We start from the raw sequence: 14,670 nt of genomic DNA on the forward strand, positions 1-14,670 counted from the left end.
GCGTGGCCGCATCCGCCGCGGCGTGCGGCGGCGCGGACAGGGGGGCGCCCTGACCGGTCACTTGCCGAGGATTTCCTTTTCCTTCGCCTGGGCGGCGGCGTCGATCTCGGCGATCGTCGCATCGGTCAGCTTCTGCACATCGGTTTCGGCGCGCTTGCGCTCGTCCTCGCTCAGCCCGTTCTTCTTTTCATCTGTCTTGAGCGCGTCCATCCCGTCACGGCGCACATTGCGCACCGCGATCCGCGCCTTTTCCGCATACTGGCCCGCCAGCTTGGCGAGTTCGCGGCGGCGTTCCTCGGTCAGATCGGGGATCGGCAGGCGCAGCGTCTGCCCGTCGACAATGGGGTTGAGGCCGAGGCCCGCCGAACGGATCGCCTTGTCCACCGGCCCGACATTGGTGCGGTCCCACACCTGCACCGACAGCATGCGCGGTTCCGGCGCGGACACCGTCGCCACCTGGTTGAGCGGCATATGCGCGCCGTAAACCTCGACCTGCACCGGATCGAGCAGCGACGTCGACGCACGGCCCGTGCGCAGGCCGGTCAGATCGTGCTTCAGCGCCTCGACCGCGCCGTGCATGCGCCGTTCAAGGTCGGCCTTGTCATAAGCGGGCATCACTCAAGCTCCTTCGTTCTGAACGATCGTGGCCACGCCCTCACCGCGCAGCACCTGGGCCAGATTGCCCTGTTCGCGGATGTTGAACACGACGATCGGGATATCGTTGTCACGGCACAGCGCGATGGCACTGGCGTCCATGACCTTGAGGTCATCGGACAGCACCTTGCTGAACGCGACCGTTTCATAGCGGGTCGCGCTCGCGACCTTTTTGGGATCGGCGTCGTAAACGCCGTCGACCGACGTGCCCTTGAACAGCGCGTCGCAGTTCATTTCGGCCGCGCGCAGCGCAGCGCCGCTGTCGGTGGTGAAGAACGGGCTGCCGACCCCGGCGGCAAAGATCACGATCCGCCCCTTCTCCAGATGGCGCTGGGCACGGCGGCGGATATAGGGCTCGCACACCGACGCCATCGGGATTGCCGACTGGACGCGGGTGTCGACGCCGATCTGCTCAAGCGCGTTCTGCAGCGCGAGCGCGTTCATCACCGTGGCGAGCATGCCCATATAATCAGCGGTGGCGCGCTCAAAGCCCTTGGCGGCGGCGGCAAGGCCGCGGAAGATGTTTCCCCCGCCGACGACAACGCAAATCTCGTGCCCCGCTTCCTTGGCGGCGGCGATCTCGCCAGCGACGCGGGCGACGGTGTCGGGATCGATGCCGAACTGGCCCGGCCCCATCAACACCTCTCCGGACAGCTTCAGGAGAACACGGTTGAAGCGCGGGCGGGTCATGTTTGGTCCGATCGGGTTCGGTTCGGTGTGGCGCGCGACCTTAGTGGCGGCAGCGCGGAAATCCAAGCGTATCGGGCGGGCCGTGCCGCGCCCTGCCGCCAATGGGCGGCGAACGGGCGGGAACGCCGCCCGTCAGGCGGCAGCCGGGCCGGCGCATGGCCGGCCCGGCACCATCGTCAGGCCGACTTCAGCCCGGCGGTCGCGGCGACTTCGGCGGCGAAGTCGCTCTGCTGCTTCTCAATGCCTTCGCCCAGCTGGAAGCGGACGAAATCCTTGATCGCGATCGATCCGCCCGCCGCCTTGGCTTCGGCGGCGACCACGTCCTGCACCGGCGTCTTGCCGTCGATCACGAACGCCTGGGTGAGCAGTGCATTTTCCTTGCGGAACTTCTCGACCGGGCCGTTGATGATCTTCTCGGCGACTTCCGGCGGCTTGCCGGCGATCTTGTCGGCAGCCTTTTCACGGGCGATCGCGGCTTCGCGCTCGATCAGCGCCGGATCGATCAGGTCGCCGGTCAGCGCGAGCGGATAGGCGGCCGCGATGTGCATCGCGAGCTGCTTGCCAAGCGCTTCGATGCGGTCGGCCGGAGCATTGCCCTCGAGCGCGACGAGCACGCCGATCTTGCCAAGGCCGGGTGCCGCAGCATTGTGGACATAGGACACGACCGCGCCCTCGCTCACTTCGAGCACGCGGGCGCGGCGCAGCGACTGGTTCTCGCCGATGGTGGCGATGTTGGCAGTCAGCGCCTCCTGCACGGTGCCGCCGGCAGGCATGGCAGCGGCGAGCAGCGCGTCGACATCTTCACCAGTGCCGAGCGCGATCTGGGTGACGTCACGGACGAACGACTGGAACTGGTCGTTCTTGGCGACGAAGTCGGTTTCCGAGTTAACCTCGACAACCGCGCCGCGCGTGCCGGCAACGGCGACGCCGACCAGACCCTCGGCAGCGGTGCGGCCGGCCTTCTTGGCGGCGGCCGCAAGGCCCTTGGTGCGCAGCCAGTCGATCGCGGCTTCGATATCGCCGCCGGTTTCGTTGAGCGCCTTTTTGCAGTCCATCATGCCGGCACCGGAGCGCTCGCGCAGCTCCTTGACCGTTGCAGCCGTAATCTCCGCCATCATCTGGCTCCTTCCTGGCTTGGGTTTGGCCCAGCGGCGCTCCGCGCTCTGCCGGGCAGCTGTGACAAAATCGGGAAACCGGCGCGGGCGACGGTCAGCCGCCGCCCGCACCGGTCAGGCGGCCTTAGGCGGCCGCGCCTTCGCCGAGCACTTCCTCGGCCGGCGGGGTGTCCATCGCGCCGAGATCGACGCCGCGCTGCGCGGCACCGGCCTGACCGCCACGGGTCGCGGCCTGGGCGATCGCCTCGCAATACAGGCGGATGGCACGGCTGGCGTCGTCATTGCCCGGCACCGGGAAGGCGATGCCGTCGGGCGAGACGTTCGAATCGAGGATCGCGACGACCGGGATGCCGAGCGTGTTGGCTTCCTTGATCGCCAGCTCTTCCTTGTTGGCGTCGATCACGAACATCACGTCGGGAATGCCGCCCATGTCGCGGATGCCGCCCAGCGACAGCTCGAACTTGTCGCGCTCGCGGGTCAGCTGGAGGACTTCCTTCTTGGTCAGGCCGTGGGTATCGCCCGCCAGCTGCTCTTCCAGCGCCTTGAAACGCTTGATCGAGTTCGAAATCGTCTTCCAGTTGGTGAGCATGCCGCCCAGCCAGCGATGGTTGACATAATGCTGGCCGGCGCGGCGCGCGGCCTCGGCGATCGGCTCCTGCGCCTGGCGCTTGGTGCCGACGAACAGCACCTTGCCGCCGGCCGCGACCGTCTGGCTGACAAAGTCGAGCGCGCGGGCGAACAGCGGAACGGTCTGCGACAGGTCGAGGATGTGAACGCCATTGCGCTCGCCGTAGATGTACGGCTTCATCTTCGGATTCCAGCGATGCGTCTGATGGCCGAAATGCGCGCCGGCTTCGATAAGCGCCTGCAGAGAGACGGTGGGAACCGCCATGGTCTTTCTCCTACCCGGTTGAACCTCTGAGAGCCTGGAACCAGGTTGCCCCGGCACCGGTATGTGCGGCCCTCATGTGGAATGGGCGGCGCATTAGCGGCGCCGGCCAACAAATGCAAGGGTTGACAAGATCGGAACAAAGAGCGAACTACGGCGACGGAACAAATGGAGGCCATGATGATCGCCCTCACCGCTCACGTTCTTGCTGCCCTCGCTTTCTCGCTGCTGTTCGTGTCGGGCCTTGGCCTGGTGGGCGCGATGATCCTGCGCGACCTGCCGCAGATCCGCGCTGCGCTGGCACCGGGGCATATGGCCGGGGCCCGGCCCGTGCGTGCCGGACCGGTCAGGCCGGCGGGCCGGACGGCTCGGCTGCAGGCCGGGTCGGTGCGGGGCCTGCGGCTTGCCGCTGCCGCCTGACCCGCGCATAGGAACGGATGCTGAACGGGATCAGCCCGGCATAGACGATGGTGATGACGGTCAGCGTGATCCACGGATCGGATACCAGCGCCCCGCCCAGCAGCGCGACACCGGCAATCGCCTCCAGCCTGATGCCGCGGCGCAGACGCAGCGACGACCAGCTATAGGTCGCGACGTTCGAGATCATCAGAAAGGCGACCAGCGCGGCCCAGGGCGCGACCAGCCACGGCTCGCGCAGCGTCGCCTCTCCCGACCAGAGCCAGATATAGACGGGCAGCAGCGCCAGCCCCGCGCCGGCGGGTGCCGGAACCCCGGTCAGGAAACCGGCCGATTTGTGCGGCTGTTCGACGGCATCGATCTGGGCGTTGAACCGTGCCAGGCGCAGCGCGCAGCACACGGCATGGGCAAGCGCGAAGATCCAGCCGAATTTGGGCAGCGCCTGAAGTGACCAGAGATAGAGGATGATCGCCGGCGAAACGCCGAAGGCGATGACGTCGGACAGCGAATCAAGCTCGGCGCCGAACCGGCTCTCGCCCTTGAGCAGCCGGGCGATGCGCCCGTCCAGCCCGTCAAGCACCCCGGCGACGATGATCGCGCCGAGCGCCCGGTCCCATTCGCCGCCAATGGCAAAGCGCACGCCGGACAGCCCCATGCACAGCGCCAGCGCAGTGACCGCATTGGGCGCGACGGCGCGCAGCGAGATCCCGCGCAGGGGGCGGCGCGCGATCATTGCGGCAGGCCCGCTCCCGCCTCGGTTTCGCCCAGCCGGGCGATCACGGTTTCCCCGGCGATGGTGCGCTGGCCGAGCGCCACGCGCGGCGCGGTGCCGGCGGGCAGATAGACATCGACACGGCTGCCGAAGCGGATCAGGCCGACCCGCTCGCCGCGCCCGACCCGGTCACCCGGCTTCACGAACGGCACGATGCGCCGCGCGACCAGCCCGGCGATCTGGGTGAAGCCGATGCGGGTGCCATCCTCGGCCTCGACCAGGAAATGCTGGCGCTCATTGTCCTCGCTCGCCTTGTCGAGGTCGGCGTTCAGGAATTTGCCCGGGATATAGACGACCTGGCGGATCAGGCCGGCGACGGGCGCGCGGTTGATGTGGACGTCGAACACGCTCATGAAGATCGACACGCGCATCATCGGCGCGTCGTCCAGCCCGTCCGGCCCGGTCAGCTCGCGCGGCGGCGGCACCTGCTGGATCAGGGTGATCAGCCCGTCGGCGGGCGCGATCACCAGCCCCTCGCCCTGCGGCACGCTGCGCACGGGATCGCGGAAAAACGCCGCGACCCAGATGGTGATGCCGGCCATCGGCCAGGCGAGCGTTTCCCACGCCATCAGCGCAAAACCAAGGGTGATGAGCGCGGCGATCAGGACGAACTTGCGCCCTTCGGGATGAACGGCCGGGAAGCGCCACTTGACGGGGGCGGTGGCGGCGGGCGGGGTATCGAGGGAAGCCATGCCCCTGCGTCTAGGCCGGTCGGCGCGCAATCTCAACGGCGGATGGCGCACGCCCCAAGGCTTTGCCGGCACCGCGCTTGCTGCCATCGCCCCGGTTGATCGGGCCGCGCGGCTTGCCTAAGGGCGGTGCAAACGAAACCACAGGATGATTGTCGATGGCCAAGATCAAGGTGAAAACGCCCGTTGTCGAGCTCGATGGCGACGAGATGACCCGCATCATCTGGGCGTGGATCCGTGAACGGCTGATCCTGCCCTATCTCGACATCGACCTCGAATATTACGACCTGGGCATCGAGAAGCGCGACGAGACCGACGACAAGATCACCGTCGAATCCGCCCGCGCGATCAAGAAATATGGCGTCGGCGTGAAGTGCGCGACCATCACCCCGACGAGGCACGGGTGAAGGAGTTCGGCCTCAAGAAGATGTGGAAATCGCCCAACGGGACGATTCGCAACATCCTGGGCGGCGTGGTGTTCCGCGAGCCGATCGTGATCAAGAACGTCCCCCGGCTGGTGCCGGGCTGGACCGACCCGATCGTCGTCGGCCGCCATGCCTTTGGCGACCAGTATCGCGCGACCGATTTCCGCGTGCCCGGCCCCGGCAAGCTGCGCCTGGTGTTCGAAGGCGAGGACGGCCAGACGATCGACGAGGAGGTGTTCCAGTTCCCGTCCTCGGGCGTCGCGATGGCGATGTACAATCTCGACGATTCGATCCGCGACTTTGCGCGCGCGTCGCTGAACTACGGCATCCTGCGCGAATGGCCGGTCTATCTGTCGACCAAGAACACGATCATGAAGGCCTATGACGGGCGCTTCAAGGACATCTTCCAGGAGGTGTACGAGAACGAGTTCAAGGCGCAGTTCGAAAAGCTCGGCATCGTTTACGAACATCGCCTGATCGACGATATGGTCGCCTCAGCGCTCAAGTGGAGCGGCAAGTTCGTCTGGGCCTGCAAGAATTATGACGGCGACGTGCAGTCGGACTCGGTGGCACAGGGCTTTGGCTCGCTCGGGCTGATGACCTCGGTGCTGCTGTCGCCGGACGGCAAGACCGTCGAGGCCGAGGCCGCGCACGGCACCGTGACCCGTCACTACCGCATGCACCAGCAGGGCAAGTCGACCTCGACCAACCCGATCGCGTCGATCTTCGCCTGGACCGGCGGCCTCAAATATCGCGGCCGGTTCGACGGCACGCCGGACGTGACGCGCTTTGCCGAAACGCTCGAGCGCGTGTGCATCGAGACCGTCGAAAGCGGCCAGATGACCAAGGACCTCGCCATCCTGATCGGCCCGGATCAGCCCTGGATGACGACCGAGCAGTTCTTCGAGGCGATCCGCGCCAATCTTGAAAAGGCGATGGCCAACTGGGCCTGAGCCATTTTTTGAAACTGCCGCGCCGGGGGGTGATTTGGCCGTCACGCCCCGGCTTATGCGACCGAACGAGCTTGCTGTTTTGCCGCGTTTTCCGCACCGCCGGGTGTTTCCACCCGGGATGAAAACGCTCTAGGCTGCCGCGATGGCGATCAATCTGGCGAGCAGCGGTTTTTCGGATGCACTGGTGATCCTAGGCGCGGCGGGCCTGGTGATCCCTGCCTTTGCCCGGTTCCGCATCAACCCGGTCATCGGCTTCATTCTTGTCGGCGCGCTGGTCGGCCCGTTCGGCCTCGGCCAGCTCGTCGCCCGCCACCCCTGGCTTTACTATGTCACGATCTCGGAGCCCGAGGCCATCGAGCCTTTTGCCGAGTTCGGGATCATCCTGCTGCTGTTTTCCATCGGGCTGGAACTGTCCTTCCGCCGCCTGTGGGGCATGCGCGCACTGGTGTTCGGCGTCGGCGCGGCCGAGCTGTTCGGATCGGGCGCGCTGATCGGCGCGGGGCTGTGGCTGATCGGGATGCAGCCCGCCGCCGCCTTCGGCCTTGGCGTCGCGCTTGCTTTGTCATCGACTGCGCTCGTGTTGCCGATGGTCGGCACGAAAAGCGCGATCGGCCGCCCCGCTTTTGCGATGCTGCTGTTCGAGGATGTGGCGCTCGTCCCGATCATCTTCGTGCTGAGCGCCATCGGGCCGCGCGCCGGCGATGCCATGTCGGGCCTTGCGCAGACGCTGGCGCTGGGCACGGCGGCGATTCTGGCGCTTGTCGTCGGCGGCCGGGTGGTGCTGCCGCGGCTGTTCGCACAGGCGGCGCGCACCAAAAGTCCCGAGCTGTTCCTTGCCGCCAGCCTGCTGGTCGTGATCGCCGCCAGCCTGGCGACCAGCGCGGCCGGCCTGTCGCCGATCGTCGGCGCGCTGATCGCCGGGCTGATCATCGCCGAAACCGAATATCGCGGCGAGGTCGAATCGATCACCGCGCCGTTCCGCGGGCTGGCGCTGGGCGTGTTCCTGATCACCGTCGGCATGAGCATCGATCTGGCGACCGTGATCGCACGCTGGCCGGAACTCACCCTTGCGGTGATCAGCGTCATGCTGGTCAAGGCGCTGATGACCGGGGCGCTGCTCCGGCTGGCGGCCATCAACCGCGGCGCGGCGGTGCAGACGGCGGTGCTGATGGCCTCTCCGTCGGAAACGACGCTGATCGTCCTTGGCGCGGGCGCACAGGCCGGGTTGATCGCGGCATCGGATGCTGCGTTCTGGCAGATCGTGACCGCGCTCGGCCTCACCCTCACCCCGCTGCTCGCCCGGCTGGGCCGCGATCTTGGCCGCCGGATCGAGCGGGTCGAGGATATCGAGGCGAGCGACGAACCGCCCGGCGGCACGGTCATCATCGGCTTTGGCCGGGTCGGCCAGATGGTCGCCGACATGCTGAAGATGCACGGTAAGCCGTTCGTTGCGGTTGAATCGGATATCGACACCGTCGCTGGTGCCCGGCGCGACGGCTATCCGGTGCTGTTCGGCGATGCCAGCCGGCCCGATCTGGTCGACCGGCTGCGCCTCGGCCATGCCCAGGCGCTCATCCTGACCATGGACGATCCGGTGTTGAGCGTGCAGCTGACGCGGCGGGTGCGCGGCTGGGTGCCGGGCCTGACGATTGTCGCCCGCGCCCGCGATGCCGACCATGCCGCCGAACTCTACAAGGCCGGCGCGACCGATGCGGTGCCCGAGACGCTCGAAAGCTCGCTGCAGCTGTCCGAAGCGGTGCTGGTCGATCTGGGCGTCGCGGTCGGGCCGGTGATCGCCTCGATCCATGAAAAGCGCGACGAGCTGCGCCGCCAGATCAAGCAGGATGGCGGGTTGCAGCGCGAACCGCGCATGGCGCGCACGCGGCTGCAGGATCTGAACGAGGAACGTTGACCGCATCCGGGCCGGACGGATATCCTGCCCGGCCCGGCCCGGCACGGGACTGGAGTGGCTTCCGATCCGATTGCATCGGATCGGAAGCCACTCCAGGCTATTGTTTTACCGCGTTTTTGCTGTCGCCGGGTGAGGCCACCCGGCTTTAAAACGCTTTAGGCGAGCGTATAGGCGACGCGGCGGCGGCGCAGGCCATAGCCGGCCGCGCCAAAGCCGATCACCATCATCGCCCAGGTCGCCGGTTCCGGCACTTCGGCGATGGTGATGCGGTAATTGTCGAACGGGCGCGGGCCGCTGTTCTGCGCGGTGGTCGACACATCGAAGGTGCCAAGGCGGAAGACCGGCAGGTTCTGGCCGCGCGGCAGCGCGGTGTTGAAGCTCGCATTGGTAATCAGCGCGGTGTTGAGCAGGCGCAGGGTGCCGATCGGCAGCCAGCCCGACGCGCCGAGCGACAGGCCACCCTGCTGGCGGCCGGTGAAGAAGCTCAGGCCCGTCGTCGCCACGCCGGTGCCGGCGCCCGGCACATCGCGGTAGCTGACCTGGATGCCCGAGGTGTAGCGCACGCTGTCGGTCAGCACCAGGTCGGGCACCCGGCTGGTGTCGAGCGTGAAGCTGAAATCGCCGCGATCCTCGCCGCCGATATTGGTGATCGTGAAGATCAGCGTCGCGGCGTCGGCCGGCGCGGCAGCAGCGATCGCAATGGCCGCGGTGGCGGCCAGGAACAGTTTCTTCATCCTATATTACCCCTTTGCGCGATGACGAGGCAGGCGGCCATGCCGACCGGTCAGGCACGAGCGGGTAGTTAACACAGGCTTCAGATATGTGACAAAGGCGTGTTTGACCGTTCGTTTCGGGCCCTCGTGCCGCAATGGCACATTTCGCGCCCTTTTCGAGCTTGACCGGGCTTGCTAGGAGCGCCGGGATTTTTCAGCGAAACGCGGCCAGGACCACTGGCCCCAGACAAAAGAGGACACGCCCCATGACCGCTGTCGGCCAGGATACGCTTTCCACCCGCTCCGTGCTCGAGGTGGGCGGCAAGCGCTACGCCTATTATTCGATCGCCAAGGCGGCGGCGAAGGTCGGCGATGTGTCGCGCCTGCCCTTCTCGATGAAGGTGCTGTTTGAAAACCTGATCCGGTTCGAAGACGGCGTGACCGTGACGGTCGAGGACGTGAAGGCGCTCGCCGACTGGCAGAACAACCCGCGTTCGGACCGCGAGATCCAGTATCGCCCGGCCCGCGTGCTGATGCAGGATTTCACCGGCGTTCCCTGCGTCGTCGATCTGGCGGCGATGCGCGACGCGATGAACCGGCTGGGCGGCGACGCGCAGAAGATCAACCCGCTGGTCCCGGTCGATCTGGTCATCGACCATTCGGTGATGGTGGACGAGTTCGGCAATCCCAAGGCGTTCGAGCAGAATGTCGACTTGGAATATCAGCGCAACATGGAGCGCTATGAGTTCCTGAAATGGGGTTCCAAGGCGCTCGACAATTTCCGCGTCGTGCCGCCGGGCACCGGCATCTGCCATCAGGTCAACCTGGAATATCTGGCGCGCGCCGTCTGGTCGTCGGCCGATACCGCGGGCGAGACCGTCGCCTATCCCGACACGCTGGTCGGCACCGACAGCCACACCACGATGGTCAATGGCCTGGGCGTGCTCGGCTGGGGCGTGGGCGGCATCGAGGCGGAAGCCGCGATGCTCGGCCAGCCGGTGTCGATGCTGATCCCCGAAGTCGTCGGGTTCCGCCTGACCGGCAATCTGGCCGAAGGCATCACCGCGACCGATCTGGTGCTCACCGTCACCCAGATGCTGCGCAAGAAGGGCGTCGTTGGCCGCTTTGTCGAGTTTTACGGCCCCGGCCTCGATGCGCTGAGCCTGGCCGACCGCGCGACCATCGCCAACATGGCGCCTGAATATGGCGCGACCTGCGGCTTCTTCCCGGTCGATGCGCAGACGCTCGATTACATGCGCCTGACCGGCCGGCCGGAAGAAACCATCGCGCTCACCGAAGCCTATGCCAAGGCGCAGGGCATGTGGCGCGACGCGAACACGCCGGATCCGGTGTTCACCGACACGCTGGAACTCGACATGGGCACCGTCCAGCCCTCGCTCGCCGGGCCGAAGCGGCCGCAGGACCGGGTGTCGCTGGGCGACGTCGATGATGTGTTCAACGCCTCGGTCGAGGGCAAGTCCGCCGGCCGCCATGCCGTCGACGGCACCGACCATGGCATTGCCGATGGCGACGTCGTGATCGCCGCGATCACCAGCTGCACCAACACCTCCAACCCCTCGGTGCTGGTCGCCGCCGGCCTCGTCGCCCGCAAGGCGCGGGAAAAGGGCCTGACCCGCAAGCCCTGGGTCAAGACCAGCCTGGCCCCCGGCAGCCAGGTGGTCACCGACTATCTGGAAAAGTCCGGGCTGCAGGCGGATCTCGACGCGATCGGCTTCAACCTGGTCGGCTATGGCTGCACGACCTGCATCGGCAACTCCGGCCCGCTGCCGGCACCGATCAGCAAGTCGATCAACGACAATGACGTGGTTGCCGCCTCGGTCCTGTCGGGCAACCGCAACTTTGAAGGCCGGGTGTCGCCCGATGTGCGCGCCAACTTCCTCGCCTCGCCGCCGCTGGTCGTCGCCTATGCGCTCAAGGGCACGGTGCGCGACGACATGGTGACGACGCCGATCGGCAAGGGCAGCGACGGCCAGGACGTCTATCTGAAGGACATCTGGCCCTCGAACGCCGAAGTGCGCGCGCTGATGGATGCGAGCGTCACCCGCGACATGTTCGCGTCGCGCTACGCCAATGTGTTCGACGGCGACATCAAGTGGCGCGGCATCAATGTCGAAGGGTCCGACACCTATGCGTGGCGCGCCGGTTCGACCTATGTCGCCAACCCGCCCTATTTCGAGGGCATGGGCATGACCCCGGCGCCGGTCGCCGACATCATCGATGCCAAGCCGCTGGCGATCCTGGGCGATTCGATCACGACCGACCACATTTCGCCGGCCGGTTCGATCAAGGCCGACAGCCCGGCGGGCCGTTACCTGATGGAGCATCAGGTCGCCCGCGCCGACTTCAACTCCTATGGCGCCCGGCGCGGCAACCATGAGGTGATGATGCGCGGCACCTTCGCCAACATCCGCATCCGCAACGAAATGGTGCCGGGCGTCGAAGGCGGCATGACCAGCTATCAGGGCGAGGTCATGGCGATTTACGACGCGGCGATGCGCCACAAGGCCGACGGCACCCCGCTGATCGTCGTCGCGGGCAAGGAATATGGCACCGGCTCGTCGCGTGACTGGGCGGCCAAGGGCACCAACCTGCTCGGCGTCCGCGTCGTCATCGCCGAAAGCTTCGAGCGCATCCACCGCTCGAACCTGGTCGGCATGGGCGTCCTGCCGCTTCAGTTTGCCGAGGGTGTCGACCGCAAGACGCTGCGGCTCGACGGCACGGAGACCTTCACCATCGCCGATGTCGCCGGGCTCAAGCCGCGCCAGGACGTGCATGTCACGCTCCGCCGCGCCGATGGCAGCACCGAGACGTTCGCGACCCGGTGCCGCATCGATACGGTGAACGAGCTGGACTATTTCCTGAACGGTGGCATCCTGCCCTACGTGCTGCGGAAACTCGCTTCGTGACGATGCTGGCCGGACTGGTCATGGCGGCGGCAGCGGCGCATGCGCCGCTGCCTGCCACCCTGGCTGCCCCGTTGCTCGATCCGGCCAACCCGTTTTCGTGTCTGCTGCGCGCCGATGGCGGGCGCGCGGTGATCGCGGCGTCGGCGGAGGCGCTGATCGTGCTCCCGCCCGCCGCGACCGCCGCCGGCCAGACGCTGGTCATTCCTCGTCAGGCCGTGGCGCGGATCGAGGATCTGCCCGAGCCGACACGCGCCGCGCTCTACCGCGCCGCCGACGCGGCCGGCCGTGCCCAGCAGGCGGCGTTCGGCGCGACGGGCTTTACCGTCGTGGCGGCGGTGGCCGGCAACGGACCGGGCCGGTCCTTCCCCGCGCATCTGCACATCGTGCCCCGTTATGACGGCACCGGGCCGGCGGATGCCCAGAGCCATGCCGGGGCAGAGCGGCTGAAGGCGTCGCTCAGCTGGTGACCCCGATCTGGGTTGATATTGCGGGCTGGGGCGGCGCGCTGCTGATCCTTGTCGCCTATGGCCTGCTGACCGCCGGGCGGATGGCGGCGGCCAGCCCCGCCTATCAGGCGATGAACCTTGCCGGCGCGGTCGGCTTCATCATCAACAGCGGCTGGAACGGGGCGATCCCGTCGGCCGCGCTCAACGTCATCTGGGCCGGGATCGCGCTGGTCGCGCTCATCCGGCTGCGGCGAGGGCCGGGGCCAGCCAGTCGGGAATGAAGGCGTCGTCGCCGGGTGCCTCGACGCGGCGACGCTCGAACACCGCCCCGTCCGGCCCGCCGACGCGCAGCAGACGGCGCGAGACCTTCTGCCGATAGTTCATCCGGGCAGTGTTTTCCTGCCCGACATAGCAGCCCTTGGTGAAGCTGACGCCCGACAGCTCAGCGGCATTGGTTTCAAGCCACAGCACCCTGTCCTGCCCCAGATCGACCGCCCCCTCGGGCACGCCCAGCGCCAGCCGGTGGGCGGTCCAGCGCGCATCGGCACCGCCGTCGCCACCCCCATCCGCGCCCATATCCGCCGGCGCAATCCAGCGCCGGCCAAGCGCGGCCAGCCGGGGATCGGCCACCCCCTGATCGCCATCCGGTGCCCAGTGCACGGCAAGCCCGGCATCGACGGCAATGTCGATCCGCCGCCGCAGCCGGTAGATCGACAGGCGGCGCACCAGCGCCTCCGCCGCATCCGCCTCGCAATCGATCAGAATGTCCGCGCCATCGGCCCACAGGATGAAATCGAACAGCGCCTTGCCCTGCGGCGTCAGCAGCCCGGCGTAGCGCGGCGTCTCCGGCGTGACGAGTCGGACGTCCTGGGTGACGAGCCCCTGGAGGAAATCGCGCACATCATCGCCCGACAGACGGACGAGCGCGCGGCCGATAAGGGTGGTTTGCGACATGCGACCCAGTTAAGGAGGCAGGCATGGAAAAGGAAGAGCATCGCCCCGCCCCCGCTGCCGCCGCCCGTTCCGGTTCCGTCGACCGGCTGACCATCCGCCAGCCCGATGACTGGCACGTGCATCTGCGCGATGGCGACATGCTGGCCTCGGTCGCGCCCTATACGGCGCGGCAGTTTGCCCGCGCGATCGTGATGCCGAATCTGAAGCCGCCGGTCACCACGGTCGCGGCGGCCGCCGCCTATCGCGACCGCATTCTCGCCGCGCTGCCGCCGGGCAGCGGGTTCACCCCGCTGATGACCTATTACATGATCAACGATGCCGATCCGGACGAGATCGCGCACGGCTTTGAAACCGGGGTGCTCACCGCCTGCAAGCTCTATCCCGCGCATGCGACCACCAACTCGGCGCATGGCGTGACCGATGTGCGCAACATCTATCCCGCGCTCGAGGCGATGCAGCGGATCGGTATGCCGCTGCTGATCCATGGCGAAGTGACCGATGCGGATATCGACATTTTCGACCGCGAGGCCGCGTTCATCGATTCGGTGCTGATCGGCCTGATGCAGGATTTCCCGGCGCTCCGGATCGTGTTCGAGCACATCACCACCGCCGATGCGGTGGATTTCGTGGCCGATGGCGGGCCGAACATCGCCGCGACGATCACCCCGCAGCATCTGATCATCAACCGCAACGCGATGTTCGCCGGCGGCATCCGACCCCATGCCTATTGCCTGCCGGTCGCCAAGCGTGAGCGCCACCGGCTGGCCCTGCGCCGCGCCGCGACCTCGGGTTCGCCCAAATATTTCCTCGGCACCGACAGCGCGCCGCACGAAATCCATGCGAAGGAAAGCAGCTGCGGTTGCGCGGGCATCTTCAACGCGCCCTATGCGCTTGAAAGCTATGCGACCGTGTTCGAGGAGGAAGGCGCGCTCGACAAGCTCGAAGGCTTTGCCTCCGAACATGGCCCACGCTTCTACGGCCTGCCGCTGAACGAGGGGCAGATCACGCTCGAACGCGCGCCGCAGACGGTGCCCGACAGCCTGCCCGCCGGCGGCGACCATGTCGTCCCCTTTCATGCCGGCGAAACACTGCGCTGGCGCTTCGTCGGCTGACC

15 protein-coding genes and 1 pseudogene are annotated in these 14,670 nt (G+C 67.2%); 8 read left to right on the forward strand and 8 right to left on the reverse strand.

Features of this window, described 5'->3' with window-relative positions; translation table 11 throughout:
* Positions 1–57: 57 nt before the first annotated feature.
* The 4 genes from frr to rpsB form a co-directional block, all read right to left on the reverse strand.
* Positions 58–615 (reverse strand): ribosome recycling factor, encoded by a 558-nt coding sequence (gene frr / locus GVO57_RS10735; protein WP_160593963.1) that lies wholly within the window; start codon positions 613–615, stop codon positions 58–60.
* A gap of 3 nt (positions 616–618) precedes the next feature.
* A complete protein-coding gene (gene pyrH, locus GVO57_RS10740) occupies positions 619–1,344 on the reverse strand; it encodes a UMP kinase (protein WP_160593133.1) in 726 nt (241 codons plus the stop codon).
* A gap of 176 nt (positions 1,345–1,520) precedes the next feature.
* Positions 1,521–2,459, reverse strand: a complete 939-nt coding sequence (gene tsf / locus GVO57_RS10745; RefSeq protein ID WP_160593964.1) for a translation elongation factor Ts — start codon at positions 2,457–2,459, stop codon at positions 1,521–1,523.
* Positions 2,460–2,583: 124 nt separating this feature from the next.
* On the reverse strand, positions 2,584–3,351 hold the full coding sequence (gene rpsB, locus GVO57_RS10750; RefSeq protein ID WP_160593134.1) for a 30S ribosomal protein S2: 768 nt from the start codon (positions 3,349–3,351) through the stop codon (positions 2,584–2,586).
* Between the two features lie 174 nt (positions 3,352–3,525).
* Between rpsB and GVO57_RS10755 the strand changes: the two genes are divergently transcribed.
* On the forward strand, positions 3,526–3,768 hold the full coding sequence (locus GVO57_RS10755; protein WP_160593135.1) for a hypothetical protein: 243 nt from the start codon (positions 3,526–3,528) through the stop codon (positions 3,766–3,768).
* Here GVO57_RS10755 and GVO57_RS10760 read toward each other — a convergent pair.
* Together GVO57_RS10760 and GVO57_RS10765 are read right to left on the reverse strand one after the other, a co-directional pair.
* Positions 3,695–4,498 carry a CDP-alcohol phosphatidyltransferase family protein gene (locus GVO57_RS10760; RefSeq protein ID WP_160593136.1) on the reverse strand — a complete coding sequence of 268 codons (804 nt, stop codon included), beginning with the start codon at positions 4,496–4,498 and terminating at the stop codon, positions 3,695–3,697. The two genes, GVO57_RS10755 and GVO57_RS10760, sit on opposite strands and share 74 nt — an antisense overlap.
* Complete coding sequence (locus GVO57_RS10765) at positions 4,495–5,229, reverse strand: phosphatidylserine decarboxylase (protein ID WP_160593137.1); 735 nt, start codon at positions 5,227–5,229, stop codon at positions 4,495–4,497. Before GVO57_RS10765 ends, GVO57_RS10760 begins: the two co-directional genes overlap by 4 nt.
* Here GVO57_RS10765 and GVO57_RS15280 point away from each other — a divergent pair.
* The 3 genes and pseudogenes from GVO57_RS15280 (at position 5,228) to GVO57_RS10775 (ending at position 8,516) form a co-directional block, all read left to right on the forward strand.
* On the forward strand, positions 5,228–5,350 hold the full coding sequence (locus GVO57_RS15280; protein WP_268830429.1) for a hypothetical protein: 123 nt from the start codon (positions 5,228–5,230) through the stop codon (positions 5,348–5,350). The genes GVO57_RS10765 and GVO57_RS15280 overlap by 2 nt on opposite strands.
* Before the next feature lie 34 nt (positions 5,351–5,384).
* A pseudogene (locus tag GVO57_RS10770) lies at positions 5,385–6,604 on the forward strand (NADP-dependent isocitrate dehydrogenase).
* Between the two features lie 142 nt (positions 6,605–6,746).
* On the forward strand, positions 6,747–8,516 hold the full coding sequence (locus GVO57_RS10775) for a cation:proton antiporter domain-containing protein (protein ID WP_160593138.1): 1,770 nt from the start codon (positions 6,747–6,749) through the stop codon (positions 8,514–8,516).
* A gap of 155 nt (positions 8,517–8,671) precedes the next feature.
* Here the strand turns inward: GVO57_RS10775 and GVO57_RS10780 are convergent, their stop codons facing one another.
* A complete protein-coding gene (locus GVO57_RS10780) occupies positions 8,672–9,250 on the reverse strand; it encodes a PEPxxWA-CTERM sorting domain-containing protein (RefSeq protein WP_160593139.1) in 579 nt (192 codons plus the stop codon).
* A 245-nt stretch (positions 9,251–9,495) separates the two neighbouring features.
* On the opposite strand from GVO57_RS10780, the gene acnA reads away from it, so the two are divergent.
* The 3 genes from acnA to GVO57_RS10795 are packed head-to-tail and all read left to right on the forward strand — an operon-like array spanning position 9,496 to position 12,883.
* Positions 9,496–12,156, forward strand: coding sequence for an aconitate hydratase AcnA (gene acnA / locus GVO57_RS10785; protein ID WP_160593140.1), 2,661 nt, complete (start codon positions 9,496–9,498; stop codon positions 12,154–12,156).
* Between the two features lie 2 nt (positions 12,157–12,158).
* Complete coding sequence (locus GVO57_RS10790) at positions 12,159–12,623, forward strand: HIT family protein (RefSeq protein ID WP_160593141.1); 465 nt, start codon at positions 12,159–12,161, stop codon at positions 12,621–12,623.
* Entirely contained in the window at positions 12,620–12,883 is a 264-nt protein-coding gene (locus tag GVO57_RS10795; protein WP_160593142.1) for a CBU_0592 family membrane protein, read from the forward strand. The genes GVO57_RS10790 and GVO57_RS10795 overlap by 4 nt, the downstream gene beginning before the upstream one ends.
* Here the strand turns inward: GVO57_RS10795 and ygfZ are convergent.
* The gene (ygfZ, locus tag GVO57_RS10800; protein WP_160593143.1) at positions 12,840–13,556 is read right to left on the reverse strand and encodes a CAF17-like 4Fe-4S cluster assembly/insertion protein YgfZ; all 717 of its coding nucleotides are present in this window, start codon (positions 13,554–13,556) and stop codon (positions 12,840–12,842) included. The two genes, GVO57_RS10795 and ygfZ, sit on opposite strands and share 44 nt — an antisense overlap.
* 23 nt (positions 13,557–13,579) lie before the next feature.
* On the opposite strand from ygfZ, the gene pyrC reads away from it, so the two are divergent.
* Positions 13,580–14,668, forward strand: a complete 1,089-nt coding sequence (pyrC, locus tag GVO57_RS10805) for a dihydroorotase (protein WP_160593144.1) — start codon at positions 13,580–13,582, stop codon at positions 14,666–14,668.
* Positions 14,669–14,670 lie beyond the last annotated feature (2 nt).

The organism is Sphingomonas changnyeongensis, from assembly GCF_009913435.1.
Classification (GTDB): Bacteria; Pseudomonadota; Alphaproteobacteria; order Sphingomonadales; family Sphingomonadaceae; genus Sphingomonas_B; species Sphingomonas_B changnyeongensis.